Below are 24564 nucleotides of genomic sequence, written 5' to 3' on the forward strand. Positions count from 1 at the left end.
AGGGTTGTTCTTATGAGTCTTTTCCGCCGGAAAAACATCCGCGACATGCAGGCTGAAGCGCTGGGCAGCCAACATTTGCGCCGGGCGCTCGGGCCGGTCAATCTGGTGATGCTGGGCATCGGCGCCATTATTGGCACGGGCATCTTCGTGCTGACGGGCACGGTGGCGGCGGTCAACGCGGGGCCGGCAGTGGTTCTTTCCTTTGTGCTGGCGGGCATCGCTGCGGTGTTTGCGGCGTTTTGTTATAGCGAATTCGCCAGCCTGGTGCCGATGTCGGGCAGCGCCTACGCTTATGGGTACGCCACCCTGGGCGAGTTTTTTGCCTGGATTATCGGCTGGGACCTCATCCTGGAATATGCCGTGGGGGCGGTGACCGTGGCCATCGGCTGGTCCGGCTATGTGGTGTCGTTTCTGAAGGATATTGGGGTGAATTTGCCGCCGCAGCTCATCGCCGCCACCGGCACCACTGTGACCCTGGCCAATGGCCAGGTGGTGACGGCGTGGTTCAATCTGCCCGCGGTATTCATCGTGGCGGTCATCACCACGTTGCTGGTGGTGGGCATTAAAGAGTCCGCCGGCTTCAACAACTTCATTGTCATCATCAAACTGGCGGTCATTCTGATTTTCATTGGCGGGGCCATTTGGGCCATCAACCCCTCGAATTGGACGCCCTTCATCCCGGAATATGAAAGCCCGCGCCATTTTGGCTGGTCCGGGGTGCTGGCGGGCGCGCAAATCGTTTTCTTCGCCTACATCGGTTTTGACGCGGTCAGCACCGCCGCGCAGGAGGCGCGGAACCCCCAGCGGGACATGCCGATTGGCATCATCGGCTCGCTGCTGGTTTGCACGGTGCTTTATATTCTGGTCTCCGGCATTGCCACCGGCGTGGTGCACTACAAGGACTTGAACGTGGCTGATCCCATCGCCCTGGTGGCCGATCGCGCCAACCTTGGCTGGATGGCGGACTTGATCAAAGTGGGGGCCATTGCCGGGCTGTCTTCGGTGATTTTGGTGATGCTTTATGGCCAGTCGCGTGTTTTTTGGGCCATGTCCAATGACGGTTTGCTGCCGCCGTTTGTGAACAAGGTGCATCCCCGGTTTCGCACGCCGTGGCTTACCTCCATTTTTACCGGCCTGGGCGTGGCCTTCTTTGCGGGGGTCTTGACGGTGCGCGAGGCGAGCGAGCTGTGCTCCATCGGCACGCTGCTGGCGTTTGTGATTGTTTCGGTGGGCATTGTGGTGTTGCGCATTCGCGAGCCGCATCTGCCCCGCGCCTTCAAGTGCCCGGCCGTCTGGTTTGTGGGGCCGATGGGGGCGCTTACGGCCGGCACGCTCATGGCCTTTGCTTCAGCCACCACCTGGAAGCGGCTGATTATCTGGCTCATCATCGGCCTGATTATTTATTTCTCCTACAGCCGCCATCGGAGCAAGCTGGCTCACGGGCAGCAACCCAACGGCAGCATGCCGCCGCCTTGACGGGGGCAGGGCGAGAGATTGCAGGGGGGATTCAGGCGTGCGTCAGGACCGCGATATAAGCCCCATCCACATGGTCCTTAAACGGTAACAACGTTTTCTCTGACAAGCACTTCCATTGGGGATTCTCCAATAAAAAGGCGTGGACCACCCCTTGATTTTCCTCTGGCTCAACGCTGCAGGTGCTGTACACCAGACGGCCGCCCGGGCGCAACCTGCGGGCTGCCCGGTTGAGCAGTTGACTCTGCTGGCGGGCCAGGCGCTGGATTTCTTGGGGTTGCAAGCGCCAGCGCAGCTCGACGCGCCGCCGCATCACGCCCGTGTTGCTGCACGGGACGTCGAGGAGAATGCGGTCATAAACGGCTTCAGGGGCAGCGTCCCAATCGGCGGCTGCCACGGTGACTTTGGCAGCGCCGAGCCGCTCCAGGTTCTCCCGCAAGCGCTGGAGCCGCTCTGGGCTGGCATCCCAGGCAGTCATTATGGCCTCATTACGGACGAGCTGGGCGATGAACGTGGTTTTGCCGCCCGGGGCCGCGCAGGCATCCAGAATAGTCTGACCAGGCTGCGGCTCCAGCGCCAGCGGCGCCAGCAAGGTGCTGGGGTCCTGCACATAAAAACCGCCCGTGGCAAAGCTCACCAGCGAGGACAACGGCGGGTGCTCCTTCAACCGGAAGACCCAACCTTCGGGCAGCCAGTCCGCTTGAAACGGCTCAAATTCCACTCCTTCCTGCCGCCAGCGGGCCTGCAAATCCGCAACCGTCCATTTCAAAGTGTTCACGCGCACCCACAGGGGCGGGGGGGTGTTGTTCCAATCCAGGAAGCGACGGACGTCCTCCTCACCCCAGCGGGCCAGCCATCGGTCCACCAGCCATTGGGGATGGGAATAACCCAGGGCCGGTCGGTTTTGCTTCAGCTCGGCGAGGTATTGGCGGGTGGACTCTTTTTGCCGGGCAAAAGCCCGCAAGACCGCATTGAGAAAGCCGGCGCCTGAGTCGCAGCCCAACCGCCGGGCGAGGGAGACCGTTTCATGGACCGCCGCGTGGTCGGGGATGCGGTCCAACCAGAACATCTGGTAAAGGCCCAGGCGCAGGAGCTGGCGGAGGCGCGGCTCGGGTTTGCGGCGGGAGACCTGGCGGTCAATGAGATGGTCAAGGGTGGCCTGCCAGCGGATGACCCCATAAACCAGCTCCATGACCAGGCGCTGGTCCGGCGCCACCAGCGCGTGCCGGGCCAGTTCGGATTCCAACCGGTTTTCAACAAATCCCGCTCCCCGGGTGCTGCCCAGCAAAATCCGGGCCGCAATTTCTCTTGGATTTTGCGCCTTCACCAATTATTAATTAGAGATACTCGGTTGCCGTTGACGGATTGTGACGGGCCGAGGGGCGGTTGACGATAGCAAAGTGGAAAGGCGTTGAGGGCATGTCAGAAACGAACTTACGCGCTGAATTTGAAAAACTGGCCATACAGGGCAAGATTTTAACCAAGCATGTGGAGCCTTTGGTGGCGCTGACCGAGAACCGGTATTGCTACCACAAGCACTGGGGCTTTGGCAAAATCACGACGGTGGACACCGTCTTTGCGCGTTTTGCCATTGATTTCAAAGACCGCCCCAATCACCAGATGGACCTCAACTTCGCGGCGGAAACGTTAAAGCCCATCCCGCCCACCCATATCCTGGCCCGCAAGGCCATGAATCTGGAGGAATTGCGCCAAATGGCGGCCTTGCACCACCTGGAGCTGATTAAACTGGTGCTCAACAGCTTTGGCGGCAAGGCCAGCCTCGACCAGATTCAACAGCTTCTGGTGCCGGATGTCATCAACGCGGACTGGCGCAAATGGTGGGAGGCGGCCCGTGCCGAGATGAAAAAGGACGGCCACTTCATCATCCCCGTTAAAAAGACCGACCCCATTATCTACAAAGAGGAAACCGTCTCCCCGCGGGAGCGGCTGTTACAAGAGTTTCGGACGGCCAAGGGCCTCAAGGCGCGCAATGCCGTCGCGCAACAAATGCTCCGCTCCCTGTCCGACCTGCCGGAGCCGGAAGCCCTGGTCAAGGAAGTGTGTGCCGCGTTGAATGCTGAGATTGTCAATTACCAGCGCACCCAGCCGGCCACGGCGCTGGACGCCATTTTTACCCGGGACGATTTGCGCAAGGCGGTGAACCTGCCCGCTGAGCCGGGCGAGGTGACCGAGGCCGCCATATGGAATCAATCGGAAGCGCAGGTGGCGGCGGTATTGGAGGCGGCCCCGGCCCCCCGGCATCGCCGCATGTTGCAATCCTTCCAGGCCGCGCACCCGGAAACGTGGGCGCAGGACTTGCTGGCGGCCATCAACGGCGTGTCCGTCAAGCTGGTGACAGAGCTGGCCCATATCCTCTTGCATGAGCACAAGCTGGATGAATTGAAGATGTGCCTCTCCCGGCTTATCAGCCAGCATCAGGCCAGCAGCGACCTGCTGCTCTGGCTGGCCAAGGAGCGCTCGGATACTTTTGCCGACATCCTGGGCCCGGAAGTCTTCCGGGCCATGCTCTCGGCCATCGAGCGCGACCAGTTCAGCGAGCGCAAGAGCAACCGGCTCCGGGATTACATCGTGGATGACCAGGAGTTGCTGGTGGAGCTGATTAGCTCGGCGGACATTGAGGTCATCAAAGACCTCACGCGCGCCTTGCAGCTTAGTCCCTGCTTTGACGACATGGACAAGCGCTCGCTGCTCGCCCGGATTGTCAAGAGCTACCCGGACATGCAATCCCTGATTACGGGCGAACAGACCCGGCAGGACAATTACTTTCTGGTGTCGTGGGAAAGCCTGGAGCGCCGCCGCAATGAATACAATGAGCTGGTGCAGAAGAAAATCCCGGCCAATGCCCGTGAAATTGCCATCGCCCGCAGTTACGGCGACCTGCGCGAAAACCACGAATACAAGGCGGCCAAGGAAATGCAAAAGCTCCTCATGCGCCGCAAGGCCGAGCTGGAGCACCAGATTCAACATGCCCGCGGCACCGATTTTGCCAATGCCTCCACCGAGGCGGTCAGCATCGGCACCCGCGTGACCGTCACGGACCTCGAAACCCAGCACGTCGAGACTTACACCATCCTGGGCGCATGGGATACCGATGCCGACCGCGGCATCGTCAGCTATCTCTCCCCCATTGGCAAGGCCCTCATCGGCAAAAAAGTGGGCGAGGAAGCGGAAATCGAGGGTGAACACCATCACAACCGCCGCTTCCGCATCGAGTCCATTACCCGCGCTTTTGAGCCAGAGGCGGAGCCGGCCACCGCACCCCTTGCGGCGCCGGTCATCCCCGCTTCCCCGCCGGCGGAGGCCGCCCCCGCCGGAACCGACGCGGCCTTGCCAGACAAGGCGTCGGCCATGTCGGCCCCGCAAACGCAAAACGCCTGACCTTCGGCGGCCTATGACGCTGCGCCGGCCCTGCGCCGCTCCCCCGGGCGCAAGGCGCACCGGATGACGTGACATTTTGTCTCGGCGCGGGATTGCCATTTTCTCCGGCTCATGATTTTCTGAGCGGCATGAAAACCCTTTGCTGCGCGCTCCTCGGCGGGCTGGCTTTCGCACTGTTTGCAGGTGAAACCGTGGTTTTCCAGGCCCGTGATTTTGATTCTCCCCCCGAAGCGGCCGGCTGGCGTCCTTTCAGTCCACGCGACGAAACCCGGCCCCTCTGCACCGTGGCCAGGCGCGGCGGCCGCAGTGGCAGCGCCCTCCAAATCGCCAGCGGCGGCAACCTCGCGGCCTTTGGCGGATGGCGCACGGAAATCCAAGGGCTGACCGGCGGCGCCGTGTATCAGTTCTCCGCCTGGTGCCGCACCACCGGCGTGCCCCTCGAACGCCGTTCGGTCATCGCCCGGCTCGAATGGCAGGACGCCCGCGGCCGCCAGGCACGTCCCCCGGATTATGCCATTGACACGGCGCGTGAGGGCCGCTGGATGCGGATGGAATACACCACCCGCATCCCTACCAACGCCACCGCCGTCAAACTTGAGCTGGCGCTGGCCTTTGCGCCAAACGGCGTGGTGTGGTGGGACGATGTGGAGCTGCGCCAACTGCCCGCCATGCCGCAGCGGCCGGTGCGCCTGCTCACCGTTTATCTCCGCCCCCGGAACACGGGCGGCCCGGCGCAAAGCGTGGAAGAGTTTTGCCGGCTGGTGGAAGCGGCCAAGCCTCCCTTGGATTTGGTGTGCCTGCCGGAGGGCATCACCGTCATTGGCACCGGCAAAACTTATGCGGAGGTGAGCGAAACCGTGCCCGGCCCCACCACGGAGCGGCTGGGACGCCTGGCCCAGAAACTCCGGTGCTATGTGGTGGCCGGCCTGTATGAGCGGGTGGGCCATGTCGTGTACAACACCGCCGTCCTGGTCAACCGGGAGGGGCGCCTGGTGGGCAAATATCGCAAAACCCATCTCCCACGCGAGGAATGGGAAGCGGGCATCACACCGGGAAACGAGTACCCGGTTTTCACCACCGACTTCGGCCGGGTGGGCTTGATTATTTGTTACGACTTGCAATTCCCCGAGCCTTCGCGGGCCATGGCGGCCCGGGGCGCGGAAATTCTGGTCCTGCCCATCTGGGGTGGCAGTGACGTGCTGGCCCGGGCGCGCGCCATTGAAAACAGTGTGTACCTGATTTCCGCGACGTATGACATGCGCAGCTTCATCGTGGACCCCACCGGCGCCATTCTCGCCGAAGCCACGCCAGAGCAGCCCGTGGCCCGCGCGGACATTGATTTGGAGGCCCAGTTCTTCCTGCCGTGGAATGGCAACATGAAAACCCGCACGTGGAAAGAATGGCGGCCCGATTTGCCCATCACCCCGCCCCCGCCAGACGCGCGGGGACGTTGAAGCCCGGGGAGACACCCGGCATGGAGCCGGCGAAAACGGTTGGCGCAGAAACCCGTACCCCCTGGCCATTGCTCCCACCGGGGTTGGGAGTTACGGGCGGGGAATGGTTTGCTTGTCTCCCTTGACTTCTGCCGAAGTGAGGCAACTTTTGGGCATGATGCCCGCTGCCTGCTCCTTGCGCCCGCACACCTTTGGGCGGGCTGGTTTCCATGCCAGCCCCTCAGAATCCCTGCGGCGTCTCACCTCGCCAACGGGCGGCGTGGCTGTTCAGCGCCCATGCAAATCGTCGCCATAATCCACCACCGTTGCTTATGTTCACTGTAACGCAAAACCTGATGATTCCCTCCACCGTCACCGGCTCATGGCCGCGCCCGCGCTGGTTTGATATGAGCATGTGGGGCAAGCCGCTGGACTCCTGCATGATGGACGTGCGCTATCGCGAAAAATTTCAAGATGCGTTGGCGGTGGTCATCAGCGACCAGCAACGCGCCGGGCTGGACATCCTGACCAACGGCGACTACCACCTCGATGAGGACATGGCCGGGCGGGCCTGGCATCACTACCCCCTGCAACGCTGGACGGGCCTGGAGGGCGATTACATGCAAGCTGCTGAAACGCGCTCGGCCTGGTTGCGCTATCCGCCCGGCACGTTGCTGCATGAGATTTACACCGGCTGGCGCTGGCCGCGGGTGGTGGACAAGATTGAGCATCGCCCGCTCGACTACGCCAAGCTCTGGCGCATGGCGCAGGCCAAGACCGCCAAACCGGTGCGTTTTGGCACGTGCTGCTCGCAGGTCATGTCCCTGTTTCTGGACATCCACACCCCCAAATACAAGGACATGCGGCAGGTAATCTGGGATTTGGCCGAGGCCATGAACAAAGAGCTGTTGGCGCTGCGCGACGCCGGCTGCAAGTGCATCCAAATCGAGGAGCCCTGCCTCCACTTCCTGGCCAATACCTACGGGCCGGACCATGAAAAGGTGAAATTCATGCTCGAGGCCTACAACCGCGAGGTGCAGGGGCTGGACGATGTGGAAATCTGGATTCACACCTGCTGGGGCAATCCCAACATGCAGCGCGTGATGGAAAACACCAGTTACGCCGCCTCCATGGAGTTGTACCTGAACCAATGCCGGGGCGATGTGTGGACAGTGGAGATGCGCGACCGCAATCTGCAGGACCTGGAGCTGTTTGAGCGCTTCAAGGACAGCAAGAAAAAGGTGTGCATTGGCGTGGTCAGTCATCGCACCCTGCAGGCCGACCGCCCGGAGGAAGTGGCCGAAGTCATCCGCAAGGCGCTCAAATACATTCCGCCGGAACGGCTGATTGTGTCGAGCGACTGCGGCTTTGGCCGGCAGGGCTGCAACCGGGAAATTGCGTTCTACAAGGCCTCTGCCATCGCGCAGGGCGCCAATATCATCCGCCGGGAACTGGGGCTGCCCACCACCTACGTGCCCGCCGCGGACCCGGCGCTGCAAATAGACGTGGTGCCCAAGGACTGAGCTGGCGCGGGCGCCACGGTCTCAGGCCCGCCCTGCCGCGCCTCACTCAAACAAATCTTTGTGCGCGTGAATGCGCGCCTGCATGTATTTGACAATCGGCAGGGCGCGCGCGAGCAGATTTTTTTCCGTCTGCCCCCAAAAGGTGTCCAGGGTCACCCGGGCCACCGCCACCACGTCGCCGTTGCGGTCGCGCAACGGCATGAACACCGTGGCATCGTCCTTGCCCCACTGATGGTAAATCGTGCCCCGGGCCAGAATGTCAGCCACGGCCTTGCTGCCGGGTTGCCCCCGCTCTTTGGGGTCCGTGGAGGCAATCACCTGCGGCTCCTGCTGGCCGGGCGGCGTGGCGCAAATTTGCAGTCCCAGCAGCCGCGGGTATTTCTGCATGGTCTCCCGGAGGATGACGTCCGCGAGCGCCTCGCGCGGGCTGTAAATGACCACGGCGTCGGCAAAATAACTGACGGAATCGGACATGGTCCAGAAACCCACCTTGCCGCTCTTGAAGGTGTTGTCGGTGATGAAATTGCCCAGGGGCTGGCCGTTGAAGGAGCACACGAAGCGGTTGCCTTTGGCCTCCACTTTCAGCTCGTGCCATTGTTGAAGCGGCACAGGCACATTGTTGCCCACCGGCGGCGTGCGGCGGCCGTCCACCACCGCGTAGAACCGCACATTGCCATCCTTGGCGTTGGCGCGCAGCACGTACATGTTTTTCTCGTCCTGCGCCCGGAACACAATGCCTGCCATCTGCTCCTCCTCACCGCCCACCACCTTGAAACGCACCCGGAAGGTGAAATCCTCAAAAGTCTCGCCCTCATAAAGCAGCACTGGAAACCGCTCCTCGCCTTTGATGCGGGACATCTGGCCCAGCACCGGCCGCGTGCCGCCGGCCGCCGCGCCCGTCGGCGTGAGCTTTTCCGCGTCCGGGCCGGCATCGCGCACAATCTCCCACTGGCCGGGCGCGCCCTGGCCCACCACCACACTGCGGAAACCCTTGGGGGTTTCCCCGACCAGCGTGCCGGCAAAATCAAACTTAAGCTCTGCGCCGGGAAGCAGGTGCGCGATTCCCAGTGCCACAGCCATTGTGCAAAACCATTTCATCGGCGGCCAACATAGCAAAATACCCGCAGCGGACAAGGGATGATTGTGTCCGTGAAGCGGGTCCGCCATGGGTGGGCATGACCAAAAATTGCGCTTTTAAGGCCGGGCCGCCTGTGTTACAAACAGGCTACCAATGCCAGCAGCCCCTCGCTGCTCGAGCGCGGGCAGTCCCGCGAGACGTCCTTGGTTGACCGGGCCATGTATATCATCTGCAGCACCTGTGGCAGTGCCAATCCGGCCACCAGCACCACCTGCTGGAAGTGCAGCATGCCGCTGGCGCCCCGCGAGGAGCCGCCCCAGACCAACGCTCCCCACCCCGCCACCCCGCGCCCGCCCACCGCCGCGCCGGCCTCGACGGACAAACCTTCCTCCACGGGCGGCGTGGGCCCGGCCATGGTCACGGCCGAAACCCTGCAGTTCACCACCGCCTCCTACACCACCCGCACCCGGGTGGCCGGCGAAGCCCCCCTCAGCCTGGCTTTGAATTTCCCCGCCCCGCTGTGGATGGGCGAACCCGCCACCTTGCAACTGGAACTGCGCAACCTCATCAGCAAACCCATTGAAAATGTGGAGGTCAGCCTGCTCTCGCGGGCCTTTCGCGAAACGCTCAGCGAATCTTTTCCCCTCCTGCCGGGACGCGAAATGCTGCGTTTCCCGCTCAAAGCCATCCCGGCCGCCACCGGCCAATTCCTGCTTACGTGCACCGTCAAGCTGCGCAGCGGCGGACAGGTGAAGAATTACATTGGCGCCCGCGTAATCTGGGTCAATCCCGTTCCTGCCCCAGAGCAGTACCCGCTGCTGCCCGAGCGGGTGAAGGTCAACCGCGGCGCCACGGGCACGCATCTTCGCGCCGTATGCGAGGCCACCCCGGCCGCCGCGCCGCCCGTCCTGGCGAATTGGGACGCCGTGCAGGCCGTGACCCTGCCGGAGATGTACGAGCCGTTGGAGCTGGGGCTGGACTACCAGCTCAGCGTTTCGGCCCTGGAGGAAGGCTCGCAACGGCAGGAGCTTTACATTCCCCGCCTGTTCATCACCAACGCCCAAACCGGCACCAAACTCAAACTCAATCCCGCCAATCCCGACGAAGGCAAGGGCATTCATCTGGTGGCGCGGCCCACGTTCAAAATCGGCCGCTCCCGGCTGGACAGCGACTACGTCACCTGGTTCTGGCCGCGCAGCCACGCCAATGATGAGCGCACCCGCCACATCAGCCGCGTCCATGTCATCCTGGAAATCCGCGACGGCCGCCCCATGCTGCGAGACGGCGGCAGCGTGGCCGGGTCCAATTACGACGGCCAGCCGCTGAGCGTGGAAAAATGGGAGCCGATTCTGCGCCGGGCCACGCTGGTGCTGGCCGGAGAATATTACCTGGAAATCCACCCCACCCCGGGAGCGTCCACCGGCCCGCTGGTCATTAAAAACCTGCAGCTTTGGAACGGCCCGCATGATGCGCCGCCGCCCCCGTTGCGGGGGGCCATCCACTTCACCCCCATGAACACCCAGGTGGCCCATCATGACGCGATTTGGCTGTTCAGCGACGCCTCCTTTGGAACCAGCCGCTCCAATGCGCTGGTGCTGCCGGACACCCAGGGGGTGGGAGAAATCCAGGGCCGGTTTCATTACGCCTGCGGGGCGTTCTGGCTGGAGAACGTGGCCCGGAATGAGATGGTGCGGGTGAATTATTATGCGCTTAAACCCGGAGAAGTAGCTCCACTTATCAATGGCCAGTTGGTGCAATTAGGCAAAGTCAATTATCACGTGGAAATTCTGACGTGAGCCGCGCTTTGGCGTTGAAGCGGAGGGAGAAAACTGCTAACGTCTTCCTGAACACGCAGGCGGCTGCAGACGTCAAAACTGTGGCCTCCTGAGGGGAAGCCCAAACGATGACGCAGGGCGATGAAACACTGTTCTGGCTGGTGGTGGCGCTTCTGGCCACGGTGGTAATGTTTGGCACCGTGTGCTCTTACCTGCTGGCGCGCCATCTCTGGCAGCGGCGGCGGGAGAAGGTGGAGCCGGTGTTTTTCTTTCATCCCTTCAAGTCGGCGACGGCGTCCTTTCCTTTTCCGGGAGATTATCCCTGCCGCTGGCTGGCCATCAAAACCCGGTACCCGGCGGCGGTGTTGGAGGCGCTGCCCATCACGCGGGCCACGCCCTGCTCATGGGAGGAAGGATTGGCGCGGACGTTTGACCGCAAGCTGTTTGTGTCCCCCCCGATTAACGGCTGGATTCTGGTGCTGGGAGGGGCGCTGCCGGACCCGGCGACGGACATTGACCAATGTTATCTTTTCCTGACCAACCTCAGCCGCAAACTGGGTCACGTGCAGTTTTTTAACATGAACCGCACGCTGCAACATCATGCCTGGGCGATGGTGGACAAAGGGCAGGTCCTGCGCGCCTACGCCTGGAGCGGGCAAACGGTTTGGAATGAAGGCCAGATGACCCCCGCTGAACTTGACCTTGAGCTGGCCTGTTACGATTACGGCGAATCTCCCCGGCCCCGCCGTGACCGGCAAAACCCGCTGGCCGCCACCACCGAGCGGGTGCCCCTGCTGGCCGCCCGCTGGGGCATGGACCCGGCGGCGCTCAGCCGCTGTCTGACCGAAGACCGGGTGGGGCTGGCGGGAGAATTGCGCCTGTTCAACCAGGATTAAATTATGTCATTGGAATCCGCACTCGAATCCTATCCCAAGACCCTGAAAACCAAAGCCGGTTTGAAAATTGTGGTGCGTCCGCTGGTGGCCGCTGATGCGCGGGCGTTGGCGGAATTTTTCCGGGCGCTGCCGCAGGAGGAGCTGATGTTTCTCAAGGAGCGGCTGCATGACCCGGCGGTGCTTAAAACGTGGTGCAAACGCCTCGACTACCATCAAAACCTTCCCCTGCTTGCCTTTCAGGACAAGCAACTGGTGGGGGTGGTCATCCTGCACCAGGAACAAGGCGGCTGGAAACGCCACATTGGCCACATCAATGTGTATGTGCATCCGCAACAACGCGGCCAGGGCATCGGTCGGCTGCTGATTTCCGAGATTATTGACCTGGCCCGCCGCGCCGGCCTGGAGCGGCTGGAGGCGGAGTTCTTCGGCGCCCAGGAGAATGCCATGAAGTTGTTTGGCCTGATGGGATTCAGCAACCTGCTTTCCCTGCCGGAGTACGTCAAGGACATGCAGGCCAACCCGCATGATTACATCATGATGGGCATCAAGCTGAGCACCGAGGAAGAATACGCCGGCATGGGTTGAGGCCGGCCCCCGCGACATGGCCCCGGAAATTTGCCCCGAGTGCGGCGCCGTGGTTCCTCCCGGCGCCGCCTGCTGCCCGGAGTGTGGCGCGGATGAACAAACCGGCTGGAGCGCGCGAGCCCAGGCTCAGCGCCTGGGCATCCCGGACGAGGAATTCGATTACGATGCCTACGTCCAAGAGGAGTTTGGGCGGGAAGAGGAATCCAAGGTGCGCCCGCGGGGCATTGCGTGGTACTGGTGGGCGGTGGCCATTGTCCTGATTCTGGTGTTGCTCAGCCGGCTTTTTGCCTGAACCGGCACAGCGGTAATATTATTGGCGGCGCAGGGCCCGCCGCCCCACCGCGGCCAACAGTCAATGGATTGCGCATGGGCTTGATGCGATGGTTCTGGCTGGGCTTCTGGCAGGCGTGGGAAGCCCTGCGTCGGAAGGGGCGCCGCTCCGCGCGCGAAGCCGCCCCGCGTCCGGCGCCTGATTCAGGCACTTCCGATGCGGAAATCAAGGATGTCGTGGTGCTCAAACTCAAGGCGGCCGCCGAGCGCGGCGATGCCCAGGCCCAAGTGGATTTGGGTATTTGCTACTTCAACGGTGACGGAGTCCCCGTGAATTACCGCGAGGCCGCCCAATGGTTTCGCCGCGCCGCCGAGCAGGGGCATCCGGTGGGCGAGGTTAACCTGGGCATTTGCTACGCCAACGGCCAGGGGGTGCGCCAGGATTACGCCGAGGCCGTCGCCTGGTTCCGCCGGGCCGCGGTGCAGGGTGATACCCGGGCCATGGTCAGCCTGGGGGTATGTTACCAGAATGGCCAGGGTGTATTGCGGAATGAAACCGAGGCCGTCCAATGGTTTCAGGCGGCGGCCGCCAGGAATTATCCCCCCGGCCTGGTCAGCCTGGCGGCGTGTTACCAGGCCGGCCGCGGCGTGCCGGTGAATGAAACGCGCGCTTTTGAATTGTTTTTACAGGCGGCTGAAACCGGTCAGGCGGTGGCGCAGTATGAAGTGAGCCGCTGTTGGGAAACCGGCAGCGGCACGCGCAAAGACCCTGCTCAGGCCGCGCAATGGTGTCTCAAAGCGGCCCTGCAAGGGTTGGGGCAGGCCCAGCATCAAATCGGCCTCTGGTACTGGGAGGGCTGGGGCGTGCCGCAGGACCTTGTCGAGGCCGCCCGCTGGCTCATGGTGGCCGCTGAGCATGGCGACCCCGCCGCCGTGGCGGATTGGGAAGCGTTGAAATCCCAGCTTACCGCCGAGCAAAAGGAAGAAGCCCTCCGCCGGAAGACCGTCTGGCAACAAACAGTGGCCGGGCCGGCCTCTCCTTAAGTCACCACGAAGGCCTGGCTCAAATCAACATCCTTTATTTTACCACCAGCTCGGCTTCGTGAAACTCCTTCTCCGTAGCCGGTTGGGGCCAGACCCAATCCGGGGCATGTTCAAGCGAGCGCTCGCCGGAGCGTCCCCCGTCATCCCTGCCATCTGCGCCAATCGAGTAAAGCGTGAATCGGCCGTCGGCCTCCAGACGGTAGCGGAGCGGTTGTCTATCCACCGGGTCCAGCGGCACGGCTGGCAAAAATGCCGGGGTCAACTCGGCCAGCGAGCGAGGATAGGCGCCGTATTTGCGCTGGTAACGTGCCAGCGCCAGGGCGGCTACCGTCAGCCGCCGTTGCGCCTCCACCTGCACCACGGTGGTTAAAATTTTCTGATAGGCTTTGTGCAAAAAGAGGCCATATTGATGGGAAGGTAAAATGCAACGCTGTTTGGCGCCGGCCTGCTTTTCGCCCAAGGCCAGCCAGGGCGGGCTGGCCTCCTGCCAGGACTGCCCGTTCTGCATTTTCTGGAGGGCATCCCGAGCGCCCTCCGCCAGTTTCAATTCCGCCAGTTCCATGGTATAAGAGGAGAACAGCGGCCAATAAATACCTGTGTCCAACGCGATGACTGGCCTGCTAAAGTGGAGATACTCACTAAAATCGCAACAAATAAATCCTTGGCGTCGCTCGCGAAGCTGGGCGTATAGCAAGGGATTAAAAGCCATTCCGGCTGAGAAAGCCTGAAGCGCCGGACGCAGGACTTCCACTTTTTCCCATTGCGCCTGCCAGGCGGATAACTCGTCGTAGGTGGTTTCGGGGTGTTGAATGCCATCCCAGGTCAGCCCTTGCAAAAGGGCCAGGAGGTTCAGGCGAACCTGTTGGGAGACTATCAGGCGTTCTTCGCGCAAGGATTCAACCAGTTGCCACAACGCCAGGAGGTTGGTGTGGGCCAGATGCATCTGTTGCCTGCACCAGGCGCGCTCGGTATCCAAACAAAAACCTTCAAACACTCTTTTTACGCGCGACAAATGAGTCAATTCCACGAGATAAGTATTGGTGCGCAGCGGAAAGTTCAGCTCGCTCGAGAGCAGGATTTGTCGCAATTGGGCAAGGGTGACTTCGTTGCTGGCCAGCTCGCTGCACGCGGCCTCCCAGTCGCTCTCGGTGCGTTGCCCAATCCATTCCGCGTATCGCCACACCGGCACGGCCCGGCCGTTGCTCAAGTCACCGCGAGGCACCCAATAGAACACAGGGGGGTCGAATCTCCATGCCAAATTCAGGAAAGCGGAAGCAGCATTGGAGGTTCCAGACGGGGGCGAGGCATGGTCCCGCCAAAAGTCCAGTCGTTCGCCTTTCTCACGGAGCAGGGCATAATAAGCGGCCACTTTATGTTTCAAATGGAAATGAATCCCGACCGGTACCCCGAGGAAGACCAGCACCAAAACGAGGGAGGCCAAACTCCAGCGAGTAAGTCGTACTTTCATGCCCTCATAAATAAACCTACTGCTAGCGGCGCCTGCAGTCGAGTAAAAACAGCCAGACCCACCCGGCCCGATGGGGCGGAGGGTTACCTTCCCAACCGTTTTTTCCAGGCCGGGTATTCGTCTTTGAGGAGTTTTTGCGGCCAGGTGCCGTACCAGGCGTAGCCATTGCGCCGCTCGTGGCCAATTTCCGCCAGCGTGTATTTCACCACGCCATCGCGATCGCAGAAAATGGGGCGGTCGGTGCCCAGCTCGTAAAACCGCGCCCACAAGGGCGGCGCTGACGGGTCCGTCTGCACCACACGGTCTTTTCCGCCGGGCTGGGAGGGGTCTTTGATTTCCACCACCTTGAGGCCGCGGATTTGCACCTTCTCCAGCCACGCCACCGCGGCATCCACGGCGCGAATCACCTCCGGCGGCGGTTTCTCCAAACTCATCAGCAGCCGCACCAAACCCACCGATTCGCAGCCGCTGAGCGAAACCGGCTCAAAGCTGCGCGCCGGGCGCGGCTGAAAATCCACCTCGTCATGCTGGGCGCACCAGGCCGTCAACTCACCGTTCACCCGTACCTGGCATTGGAGGATGCACTGGATGCCGCGGTCAAACGCAGCGCGGGCGGCCTGGCGGCGTGATTCATCGAGAAAGCCATACTGCGGCGCCGTCCAGGTTTCGCGCAGAAATTCCATGAGCCGCACCATGGCATGGTCATTGAAGGTAATGTGCCGGTGGTATTGCGGACCGGGCGGATAAAACTGCGGCCATCCGCCGTTCGGGTATTGGGCCTTGAGGAGGTAATCCAGTCCGCGCTCGAAGGCCTGGCGGCAGGCAGGCTCGCCGGTGGCGGCCACCCTCCGCGCCAGAAAGCGCAGTTCATCCGTGGTGGCGCCGTTGTCGAAGGTGGGCTTCAGGCTTTCCGGCTTGCCGGTGTATTTCTTGGCAGCCGTGGCGGTGTTTTTGGGCCAGCCCCCCAGCGGGGATTGATACGAAAGGATGTTCGCGGTCACCCGGTCGGCCTCTTCACTTTTCCACCACTCGGGAGGGCGTTGGAGAAAATTCGCGGCACGCTGGGCCGGCGAAGGGAAGGCCCAAAACAGCCACAACATCGCCGACAGCCAAAGGCCCGTTGCAAACGTTGGTGTCATTACGCAGGAAGATAAAACAAACTGGGCAATAAATCCATGCCCTTTCCTCGCCCGTGCTTGCCGGGCGGGCAGGGGCCGCTTATCTTGCGCGCATGACTGCACGACAACGTGTGCCGGTGGCGCTGACCATTGCCGGCTCGGACAGCGGGGGTGGGGCGGGCATTCAGGCGGATTTGCACACTTTTGCCGCCCTGGGGGTGCATGGCACCACGGCCATCACCTGCTTGACGGCTCAAAATCCGCGGGAAGTCAAAGGCGTGCATCCCGTGCCTGCCGCCTTTTTGCAGCAACAGCTCGCCGCGGTGTTTGCGGAGCTGCGGCCGGCCGCCATCAAAACCGGCATGCTTTATTCCCGCCCGTTAATCGAAGCGGCGGTGGAGTTTCTGGCGGCGCAAAAAAATCGCCCGCCGCTGGTGGTGGACCCGGTCATGATTGCCACTTCCGGCGCGGCGCTGCTGCGGCCGGAGGCGGTCCGCGCCTTGCAGGAGCATTTGTTGCCGCTGGCGCAGGTCATCACCCCCAACGCCCCGGAGGCGGCGGCGCTGGCGGGCGTGCCGGTGGAATCGGTGGAGGACCTCCGGGCAGTGGCGCGCCGGTTGCAGGAGCGCCACGGCTGCGCGGTGCTGGTCAAAGGCGGCCACCTGCGCGGATTGAAAGTGGCGGTGGACGTGTTGTTTGACGGGCGGGAGGAGTGGTTGCTGGAGGCGCCCCGTGTGCCCGGCGTGTCCACCCACGGCACCGGCTGCACGTATTCCGCTGCCATCACGGCGGGGTTGGCGCGGGGTTTGCCGTTGCTGGAAGCGGTGGGGCAGGCCAAGCAATTCATTTCGCAGGCCATCGCGCACAGCCGGCGCATTGGGCGGCATCAGGCGCTGGCGTGGGGGGCGGCGCGTGGCGGGCTTCGCCCGCGGGCCGCGCGCTGCGGATGCGCACACCCGGCTTGTCATTGCGGCCAAGGTGGGGTTTATTAGGAGGGTCAAATGAACGTCGAATACACATTCACCATGAGCGATGGCGCGACCCATCGCTTCACGGTGAACGTGGACCGTCCCTGCGCCCAGGCCGACCCCGCCAAGCCGCCCCCGGCATGGACGGCGCTGGAATATCACCAATGCCGCAACTGCCCGTTGCGCCGCGAAACCCATCCGCATTGTCCGGTGGCGCTGGATTTGCAGGAAATCACCGAGCGTTTCCAGGCCGTGCATGCGCTGGACTCTGTGACCGTGGAGGTGCGCACGCCGGAACGCACTTACATCAAGTACTGTGACGTTCAGACGGGACTGCGGGCGCTGCTGGGGCTGGTCATGGCCTCCAGCGGCTGCCCCATCACCAGCCGGCTCAAAGCGCTCAGCTATTATCACCTGCCTTTTGCCAACGCCGAGGAAACGCTCTTTCGCGCCGTGGCCGCCCACTTGTTGCAGCAGTATTTCGTCCAAAAAGCCGGCGGGAAACCGGACCTCGAACTGAAGTCCCTCCGCCAGCTCTACGAGGACCTCCGGCTGGTCAACACCGATTTCGAGGCGCGCCTGCGCGCCGCCAATCATCAGGACTCGAACCTGGCCGCCATCATTGCGCTCAACTTCCTCAGCGCCGCAGTCACCTGCTCGCTGGATGAGGCGCTGGCCCGGCTCAAGCCCCGTTTTGCGGGGGTGTTCGAGCCGGCGAAGCCATGACCATCACCTACACCTTCACCCTGCAGAGCGGCGAAGTGCATCAATTTGACGTGCACCTCGAGCGCGGCATGCCACCGGCCCATCCGAACCGCGCTTATGCCCCGTGGACGCGCCTGGAGTTCCAGCAATGCACCAACTGCCCGCTCAAAAGCGACCGTTTTCCCTACTGTCCCACCGCGGTGGATTTGGAGCAAATCGCCCACCGTTTCAGCAGCATCAAGTCCTTTGAAAAAGCGCGGGTGGAAGTGCGCACACCCGACCGCACCTACACCAAGCATTGCGATGTGCAAACCGGCCTGCGCGCCCTGTTGGGCCTGATTATGGCCACCAGCGCCTGCCCCATCTCCTCCCAGCTCAAGGGCCTGGCCCATTACCACCTGCCGTTTGCGAGCATTGAGGAAACGCTCTTTCGCGTCGTCGGCGCTTATCTCATCAAACAGTATTTCGTCCAGCAGGCCGGCGGCCAGCCGGATTGGACGCTGGCCAGCCTGGACCGTTATTACCGCGACCTGCAGGAACTCAACACCTGCTTCAAAGGCCGTCTGGATGCCGCCAGCGATAAAGATGCCAACCTCAACGCGATTTGTTCGCTGAATTTCCTGTCCATCGCCGTGGCCAGCGGCGTGGAAGACCAGCTCGACCGCCTCCAACCGCGCTTTTTTGGGGGCGGTTGACTATTCATCTTTCCCCCTAACGGTGCTGGGGAAGCGCACCTTGGGAAACAGCAGCGTAGGCCCATGGTTTTCCCTGAACGGCTGCTTATTCCGGCTTTTCGTCATATTGTCTTCTAACCAGGCTGGGTGAAGCAAAGAAAAGGAAAAAAACGCGCCGCAGTTGCGGCCGACAAACCGGGCGGGCTGAAGGGTGGGAAAGCGTAATGCGGCAAGTGGACAGCTAGGCATGAGATGACAACCTCTCTTGCCAGCGGGGGTGCCGAATCACGGGTTTTCGTGGAAGTGCGGGATTTGATTTTAGCGGCGCGCCAGACCGTGGCTCGGGGGGTGAACGCCGCGCTGGTGCTCCTTTATTGGAAAGTTGGCGACCGAATCCGAAGGGAAATCTTGAAAGAGAAGCGGGCCGAAGAAAAGCTGACGCCCGACCTGGTTTTCCGCGACCCTTGCTTTCTCGATTTCCTCGGGCGGAGGGGCGCTTATTCGGAGAAGGACCTGGAAACGGCCATTCACAGGAAGAGCATCAGCTTAAAGGGCGCACCGGATTTTTGAACGGTGGTGGCAAGCTCCCTCTCCCCCCTCTTGCTCCTCCCTCACCGTTATGCTCCAATAACCCCATGAAAATCCTCCCGCTATGTTGCGGCATCTTGGCGTGTCTTTCCGCCATGCCGGCCTCCGCCGCGCTGACTCTTGCTTCTCGCGGCAAGGCCCACGTCCCAATTATTCAGCAAGCCGGCGCCACGGCGCCGGAGCGCCACGCGGCGCGCGAATTGCAAGACGCCTTGCAGCGCATCACCGGCGCCGCTTTCTCGCTCGTTGAAGCCTCCAACACGGCGCCCGCCAACGCCATCATCATTGGAGCGGGGCCGTTGGCGCGCAGGTATTTCCCGGAAGTGCCGCTCGAATCTTTTGGCGCGGAAGAGATGGTCATCAAAACCAAAGGCGGGCGGCTGCTGCTGGCGGGCGGGCGTCCGCGCGGGACGTTGTACGCGGTGAGCCAGTTTTTGCAACAGCATTGCGGCGTGCGCTGGTGGACGCCCTGGGCCGCGGATTATCCGCCGCGCAAGGAGCTGAAGCTGGGGGCGCTGAATCAGCGTTATGCGCCGGTGTTTGAGTCGCGCGACCCGTACTGGTACGTGGCTTTCAACAAGGAATGGGCGGTGCGCAATTTCTCCAACAGCCAGAGCGCGGGGATTCCTGACGAACTGGGCGGCAGCATTCGGTACAAGGGTTTTGTGCACACGTTCTATCCGCTCATCCCGCCCGAAAAGTATTTTGCGCAGCATCCGGAGTGGTTCAGCATGGTCAAAGGCCAGCGCACCAATGTGCATGGCCAGTTATGCCTCACCAACCCCCAGTTGCGCGAGGAGGTGGTGGCCCGCGTGCGTCAGTGGCTCAAAGAATCGCCCCAGGCCCGCATTGTGTCCATCTCGCAAAATGACTGGTACGGCTACTGTGAATGCCCGGAGTGCAAGGCGCTGGACGAAGCCGAAGGCAGCCCCGCCGGCACGCTGCTGGCGTTTATCAACTACATCGCTGAAAAGCTGGAGCCGGAATTTCCGCAGGTGGCTTTCGACACGCTGGCCTATCAATACACCCGCAAACCGCCGCGCACGTTGAAACCGCGCCCCAATGTGATCATCCGGCTGTGCTCCATCGAATGCAATTTCCGCGAGCCGCTGGACCATCCCTCCAACGCCTCCTTTGCGGCGGACATCCAGGGCTGGGCCAAAATCTGCAACCGGCTTTACATTTGGGATTATACCACGGATTTTGCGCATTATGTGCAGCCGCATCCCAACTGGTTTGTGCTGGGTCCCAACGTGCGGTTCTTTGCGCGGCACAACGTCAAGGGCCTGTTTGAGCAGGGGGCCTACCAAAGCCACGGCTCCGAAATGGCCGAGTTGCGCGCCTGGGTGCTGGCGCAGTTGCTGTGGAATCCGTTTCAGGATGACCGGGCGCTCATCCGCGAATTTCTGCATGGGTATTACGGGGACGCCGCCATTCCCATTGAGATGTATCTCAACCTGATGCACCAGGCTTCGCAGGGGTACAACCTCACCTGCTTCTCGCGCACCGACACTCCCTTCCACCATTTCCGCTATTTATCGCAGGCGCAGAAGTTATGGGACGAAGCCCTGGTGCGCGTGCGCGGCAACCGCGAGCTGGAGCGGCGCGTGGAAGTGGGGCGGCTGCCGCTGGGCTATGTCTGGCTGAGCCGCTGGGAGAAACTGCGCAAAGAATGCGCCGACATGGGCGCCGACTGGCCGCTGCCGGCCTCGCGCAAGGCGTATGCCGAGCAGTGGGTGGAAAAAGCCAAAGGCGACCCCGCCGCGCCGTGGACGCAGGTGCGCTTGCTGAACGAAAGCGGCCTGACCCCGCAAAAATTCCTCGAACGCTTCGCCCAGGACCCGCCGCCATGAGCCAAGGAAAATCAGCCGCCGGACGGGGGCTGCCCCGGCTCCGCGGGGGGAGCGGGGGAGACGCCCACCGTGTCCAGAATTCGGCGCGCCAGAGTCTCATAATCGCGGCGCGCCTCCTGCACTGCCAAGGCATGGGCGCCAATGGCACCATCAGCAACTGTTAAGTGGAAGATAGGCTTGCGGGCCTCATGGGCCATGGGCATAAGGCTGTGAAAATGCTTCAAGGTGGCAAGGCAATAAACATCATCCCGCAGCGGGGGGGCGGCAGCGGAGGCCTCGGCCAGCACACTTTGGCGATATTCTCCCGGCATGCGTTCCAGCCAGCGCTCATAGGCGCGCACCGGACGGTCCAACCTGACACTTTGTTGTTGGGCGACATAACCCGCAGGTTGCATCCGACCATGCGGCAATTCAAACTGCGGCGCCTTCCATCTTTCCAGGCGGTCCTGCCATTCCTTGCGCCAGCGCCGCAAGGTGGGACCAAGGTTGCGCAGTCCCTGGAGTGAGTACAAATCCGGCGCCAGCGGGATGACCACATAATCCGTGGCAATCAAAGCTGAGCGATTAATCGCGCCAAGGTTGGGGCCGATATCCACCACCACCAAATCGGCTTTCATCTGTGACACCCCCAGTTGCATGACCTGCCAGAAGGCGCTCAGCACTCGAAACGGACGATAAAAATTCTGACTGCCCAAAGCATGGGGCCATTCGGCCGAGAGGTTTTCCTCAAAGCCGGATAGATTCAAATCGCCCGGCAGCAGCGCCAGCTTGGGGGCAATATGCTGCAGGGCGGGGGAACGGAGGTCGCCCACTTCGGTTAAAGGCTGCACACAGCCAAAGATGGTGGCAGGGGTGGAAACCGGTCCGTCCCAAAGCTGTTCCACCTCTTCGTCAGGGAGGAAAGCCGCCGTCAGATTGGCTTGGGGATCCAAATCCACCGCCAGCACCCGCAGCCCCAATTCGGCGAACATCCAGGAAAGGTGGTAGGCCAGGGAGGTTTTGCCCACTCCCCCCTTGTTGTTAAAAAAGGTTAATACCGGCGCCTTCATGCACTTTTTCTTATTTCGACATGCACGTGCGCTGGCGTGGGAGTAAAGCGGGCCGGAGGATTGCCATTTTTTCTCAAGCTGTCCTGCGCGAGCGCAATGCCCACTCCAAAACGCTGCACGTAACCCAGGACCTTCAAGGACTCGGCCAGATGCGGATTCCGGTAATCGGTGATGCCCGGCTGGCCAAAATTCTGGCAGGTAACCTGGCCATAAGGCCCGCCCGGATTTTGGATTTCAATGCGGTCGTTGAACCAGGTCACCCGCACCGGCGCATGGGTGGCTTCGTAACTGCGATGCATGATGGCATTGCGGGTCAATTGTTGCAGCGCCGCCAGCGGATAATCAGGTTTGCGTCTTTCCACCGAGCCGGATTGGATGTCAATCTGCGTCTGGATGTTGGCCTTCATCTTTTCATCCAGCCGGTCCAACATCTGATGCAGGGGGCCGTCTATGGTTTCGGCGTCTTTGATGGGCTCGGACAAGGTTACCCCGTCAATCCGCAGGAATTGCACATAAGCACAGGGCAGATAATCACGCGCTCGCTTGCCCAGCGTCAACATGCCATTCACGGTGGGATACGGCTCGGAGGGGGTGAAAATCATCCGGCAGGCCGCCAGCCGTTCCACCAGCGAGCGCTCGTTGGTTTCGAGCACATCGGGGGCAAAAGCGCGGGGCAAATAATCCCGCAAAAAAAAGCTGCTGTCCAAGTCCTCCAACGCCGCCTGCCGCAGGGGATGCAGGTCAAAGGGCAAATCCCGATAACGGCGTTTTTCGTTCAGAATGCGTTCATCTTGCGCGGTGGCAATGGCGCGCCGCGGCCCGGTACGCACCCAGATGCGTCCCTTGAAACGGACGGGCGGCGAGTCTGACGGCAGCACGCTGACTACAGCCATCTCTGCGCCCCGCAGCACCCGTTTTTCCACGCTCAGGCTGGGAGGAGGCAGGAGGTTGCCATCGGTTTTCATGTCTGCCAGGGTGCGCAGTAATTCATCCGTGATGGGCAGGCCTGCGGGTGAGCCATCGTCCCTGGCCCCAATGAATAAAACCCCCGGCTGCCTGGTATCCTCCAGATCATTGGCGAACGCACAAATGGCCTCGCGCACCTTGTCCCCATCCGACAAGGACGCCTTGCGCTCCACCCGCTGAGATTCCAAGTCCCGGAGCAGTGCTTCCAGTTCTGCATCCGTCCAGTTCATACCCTCAACGCCTCAACCCAGCTCGCGGGCGGTGGGCCCCTTGGCGCATCCGCCCGTCAGTGTGCTTGAGCGCATTCAATCTATCTTACCCCCTCGTGAAGATACAAGCTTTGCCGGGGGATAAATTCGCCTAGCTCATGGCTCGTCGCGCTGCGGTTGGAGGGCGGCGATGGCGGCCATAATTTGATCGGCCACTTCCTGGTAGATTGCCTTCAGGCGGTCTTTCGAGGCTGTCGGCGCTTCGGCCCGCAAGGCTTCAAAATTCAAGGGCTGGCCATACTTGACTTGCAACCGCCGCGGGCGGGGCAGTTTCATGTGCCGATTCCATGCCTCGTAGGAGCCAAAGATGCGCACCGGCACCACCGGCGCGCCAGACTTGATGACAATCAAGCCAATGCCGGGCCGGGCGCGCTGTAACTGCCCATCCGGGCTGCGCGTGCCTTCGGGAAAGAGGGTGATGGCATGGCCCTGGGCGAGAATGTCCATGATTTGGAGCAATCCTTTCATGCCGCCGCCGTCGCGGTCCACCGGCACGGCATTGACGCGAGGCAAAAGGAAGGAGAGCGGAAAGCGGAAGGCGGACGAGCGCGCCAGAAAATACAATTCGCGGCGCACCTCGGCGCCGAGGCAAAACGGGTCAAAGTAACTGGCATGATTGGCCGCCACAATGCATGGTCCGCGGGCGGGCACACGCTCCGGGTGATAGGCGGTCAGGCCAAAATAACCGTGGCTGACCAGGCGGGTCAGGCTCCAGCCCAGCCAGTACCACGGCTTCATGGGGGCAGGCGGCTCCGGCATGGCGCTTACTCCCTGGCGCCGCGGCGGCGCTCGAATTCGGCGATGATGCGGGCGGAGGTTTGCTCCGGAGTTTCGCCGGAGTTGTCAATCACCACCGCGCCCAGCGGCACCATCAAAGGGGCCGCGGACCGCTGGCTGTCCCGCTGGTCGCGGGCGGCCAGATTTTCCTGCACGCCGTCGGCGTTGCGGCGGCGGGTGCGCTCGGCCAGCGAGGCGTCGAGGTAGAATTTGTAGTCGGTGTCCGGAAAAACGTTGGAGCCAATATCCCGCCCTTCCATGACCAATGGCCCGAAACGGGCGCATGACCGCTGCGTTTTTTTCATCCATTCCCGCACTTTGGGCACGGCAGCCACATGGGGCACGGCGGCGCTGGTTTCGGCAGTGCGGATTTCCCGCTCGGGGTAATACCCGTTGACCAGCAGGCGCACGGCGCGCAAGCCGTCCTGCTCCACGCATTCGAGGGTGGTTTTCCAGCGGCGGCAGGCCTCGGCCACGGCCTTGGGGTCCTGCACATCCACGCCGTGCTGCAAACAATACCAGGCCAGTGTGCGATACATGGCCCCGGTGTCCACATAAACAAAGCCCAGTTTCCGCGCCACCAGGCGGGCATTAGTGCTCTTGCCGCTGGCGCTGGTGCCGTCAATGGCAATGACAATCGGTGTTTTCAAAGT

Annotated in this window: 22 protein-coding genes; 14 read left to right on the top strand and 8 right to left on the bottom strand. The window is 62.1% G+C overall.

Annotated features, from left to right (window positions below; genetic code table 11):
• The first annotated feature begins 12 nt into the window (after positions 1-12).
• Positions 13-1476 carry an APC family permease gene (locus tag NXS98_RS12180; RefSeq protein WP_283845270.1) on the top strand — a complete coding sequence of 488 codons (1464 nt, stop codon included), beginning with the start codon at positions 13-15 and terminating at the stop codon, positions 1474-1476.
• 31 nt (positions 1477-1507) lie between these two features.
• Here the strand turns inward: NXS98_RS12180 and rsmB are convergent, their stop codons facing one another.
• Positions 1508-2800: a 16S rRNA (cytosine(967)-C(5))-methyltransferase RsmB gene (gene rsmB / locus NXS98_RS12185; RefSeq protein WP_283848168.1), complete on the bottom strand. Its 1293-nt coding sequence runs from the start codon at positions 2798-2800 to the stop codon at positions 1508-1510.
• 92 nt (positions 2801-2892) lie between these two features.
• Here rsmB and NXS98_RS12190 point away from each other — a divergent pair, with 92 nt between their 5' ends.
• The 3 genes from NXS98_RS12190 to NXS98_RS12200 all read left to right on the top strand — a co-directional run bounded on the left by NXS98_RS12190 (position 2893) and on the right by NXS98_RS12200 (position 7828).
• Positions 2893-4872: a GreA/GreB family elongation factor gene (locus tag NXS98_RS12190; RefSeq protein ID WP_283845271.1), complete on the top strand. Its 1980-nt coding sequence runs from the start codon at positions 2893-2895 to the stop codon at positions 4870-4872.
• A 128-nt stretch (positions 4873-5000) separates the two neighbouring features.
• Positions 5001-6326 (top strand): carbon-nitrogen hydrolase family protein, encoded by a 1326-nt coding sequence (locus tag NXS98_RS12195; protein WP_283845272.1) that lies wholly within the window; start codon positions 5001-5003, stop codon positions 6324-6326.
• A 311-nt stretch (positions 6327-6637) separates the two neighbouring features.
• Positions 6638-7828: a cobalamin-independent methionine synthase II family protein gene (locus NXS98_RS12200; RefSeq protein WP_283845273.1), complete on the top strand. Its 1191-nt coding sequence runs from the start codon at positions 6638-6640 to the stop codon at positions 7826-7828.
• 42 nt (positions 7829-7870) lie between these two features.
• Here NXS98_RS12200 and NXS98_RS12205 read toward each other — a convergent pair whose 3' ends face one another.
• Positions 7871-8908, bottom strand: coding sequence for a 3-keto-alpha-glucoside-1,2-lyase-like domain-containing protein (locus NXS98_RS12205; RefSeq protein WP_283845274.1), 1038 nt, complete (start codon positions 8906-8908; stop codon positions 7871-7873).
• A gap of 216 nt (positions 8909-9124) precedes the next feature.
• Between NXS98_RS12205 and NXS98_RS12210 the strand changes: the two genes are divergently transcribed.
• The 5 genes from NXS98_RS12210 (at position 9125) to NXS98_RS12230 (ending at position 13476) form a co-directional block, all read left to right on the top strand.
• On the top strand, positions 9125-10702 hold the full coding sequence (locus NXS98_RS12210; protein WP_283845275.1) for an FHA domain-containing protein: 1578 nt from the start codon (positions 9125-9127) through the stop codon (positions 10700-10702).
• 107 nt (positions 10703-10809) lie between these two features.
• The gene (locus NXS98_RS12215; protein ID WP_283845276.1) at positions 10810-11577 is read left to right on the top strand and encodes a hypothetical protein; all 768 of its coding nucleotides are present in this window, start codon (positions 10810-10812) and stop codon (positions 11575-11577) included.
• Between the two features lie 3 nt (positions 11578-11580).
• Positions 11581-12162, top strand: coding sequence for a GNAT family N-acetyltransferase (locus NXS98_RS12220; RefSeq protein WP_283845277.1), 582 nt, complete (start codon positions 11581-11583; stop codon positions 12160-12162).
• Between the two features lie 16 nt (positions 12163-12178).
• Positions 12179-12454 (top strand): zinc ribbon domain-containing protein, encoded by a 276-nt coding sequence (locus NXS98_RS12225; RefSeq protein WP_283845278.1) that lies wholly within the window; start codon positions 12179-12181, stop codon positions 12452-12454.
• Positions 12455-12528: 74 nt separating this feature from the next.
• Complete coding sequence (locus NXS98_RS12230; RefSeq protein ID WP_283845279.1) at positions 12529-13476, top strand: SEL1-like repeat protein; 948 nt, start codon at positions 12529-12531, stop codon at positions 13474-13476.
• 34 nt (positions 13477-13510) lie between these two features.
• Here the strand turns inward: NXS98_RS12230 and NXS98_RS12235 are convergent, their stop codons facing one another.
• The gene (locus NXS98_RS12235; protein WP_283845281.1) at positions 13511-14944 is read right to left on the bottom strand and encodes a hypothetical protein; all 1434 of its coding nucleotides are present in this window, start codon (positions 14942-14944) and stop codon (positions 13511-13513) included.
• Positions 14945-15027: 83 nt separating this feature from the next.
• Positions 15028-16044, bottom strand: a complete 1017-nt coding sequence (gene pelA, locus NXS98_RS12240) for a pectate lyase (protein ID WP_283845283.1) — start codon at positions 16042-16044, stop codon at positions 15028-15030.
• A 131-nt stretch (positions 16045-16175) separates the two neighbouring features.
• Here pelA and thiD point away from each other — a divergent pair, with 131 nt between their 5' ends.
• The 5 genes from thiD to NXS98_RS12265 all read left to right on the top strand — a co-directional run bounded on the left by thiD (position 16176) and on the right by NXS98_RS12265 (position 20850).
• Positions 16176-17054, top strand: coding sequence for a bifunctional hydroxymethylpyrimidine kinase/phosphomethylpyrimidine kinase (gene thiD, locus NXS98_RS12245; RefSeq protein ID WP_283845284.1), 879 nt, complete (start codon positions 16176-16178; stop codon positions 17052-17054).
• 9 nt (positions 17055-17063) lie between these two features.
• The gene (locus NXS98_RS12250; protein WP_283845285.1) at positions 17064-17756 is read left to right on the top strand and encodes a DUF6901 family protein; all 693 of its coding nucleotides are present in this window, start codon (positions 17064-17066) and stop codon (positions 17754-17756) included.
• Positions 17753-18430 carry a DUF6901 family protein gene (locus NXS98_RS12255; protein WP_283845286.1) on the top strand — a complete coding sequence of 226 codons (678 nt, stop codon included), beginning with the start codon at positions 17753-17755 and terminating at the stop codon, positions 18428-18430. The genes NXS98_RS12250 and NXS98_RS12255 overlap by 4 nt, the downstream gene beginning before the upstream one ends.
• A gap of 276 nt (positions 18431-18706) precedes the next feature.
• Positions 18707-18979, top strand: coding sequence for a DUF1016 N-terminal domain-containing protein (locus NXS98_RS12260; protein ID WP_283845287.1), 273 nt, complete (start codon positions 18707-18709; stop codon positions 18977-18979).
• Positions 18980-19092: 113 nt separating this feature from the next.
• The gene (locus NXS98_RS12265; protein ID WP_283845288.1) at positions 19093-20850 is read left to right on the top strand and encodes a glycoside hydrolase family 20 protein; all 1758 of its coding nucleotides are present in this window, start codon (positions 19093-19095) and stop codon (positions 20848-20850) included.
• 11 nt (positions 20851-20861) lie between these two features.
• Here NXS98_RS12265 and NXS98_RS12270 read toward each other — a convergent pair whose 3' ends face one another.
• The 4 genes from NXS98_RS12270 to cmk all read right to left on the bottom strand — a co-directional run bounded on the left by NXS98_RS12270 (position 20862) and on the right by cmk (position 24561).
• Entirely contained in the window at positions 20862-21899 is a 1038-nt protein-coding gene (locus NXS98_RS12270; protein WP_283845289.1) for a ParA family protein, read from the bottom strand.
• The gene (locus NXS98_RS12275; RefSeq protein ID WP_283845290.1) at positions 21896-23095 is read right to left on the bottom strand and encodes an RNA/DNA-binding domain-containing protein; all 1200 of its coding nucleotides are present in this window, start codon (positions 23093-23095) and stop codon (positions 21896-21898) included. Before NXS98_RS12275 ends, NXS98_RS12270 begins: the two co-directional genes overlap by 4 nt.
• A 135-nt stretch (positions 23096-23230) precedes the next feature.
• The gene (locus NXS98_RS12280) at positions 23231-23893 is read right to left on the bottom strand and encodes a lysophospholipid acyltransferase family protein (protein ID WP_283845292.1); all 663 of its coding nucleotides are present in this window, start codon (positions 23891-23893) and stop codon (positions 23231-23233) included.
• Positions 23894-23898: 5 nt separating this feature from the next.
• Entirely contained in the window at positions 23899-24561 is a 663-nt protein-coding gene (gene cmk / locus NXS98_RS12285) for a (d)CMP kinase (protein ID WP_283845294.1), read from the bottom strand.
• Positions 24562-24564: the final 3 nt, after the last annotated feature.

It is taken from the genome of Fontisphaera persica (assembly GCF_024832785.1).
In the GTDB taxonomy this organism is placed as follows: Bacteria; Verrucomicrobiota; Verrucomicrobiia; order Limisphaerales; family Fontisphaeraceae; genus Fontisphaera; species Fontisphaera persica.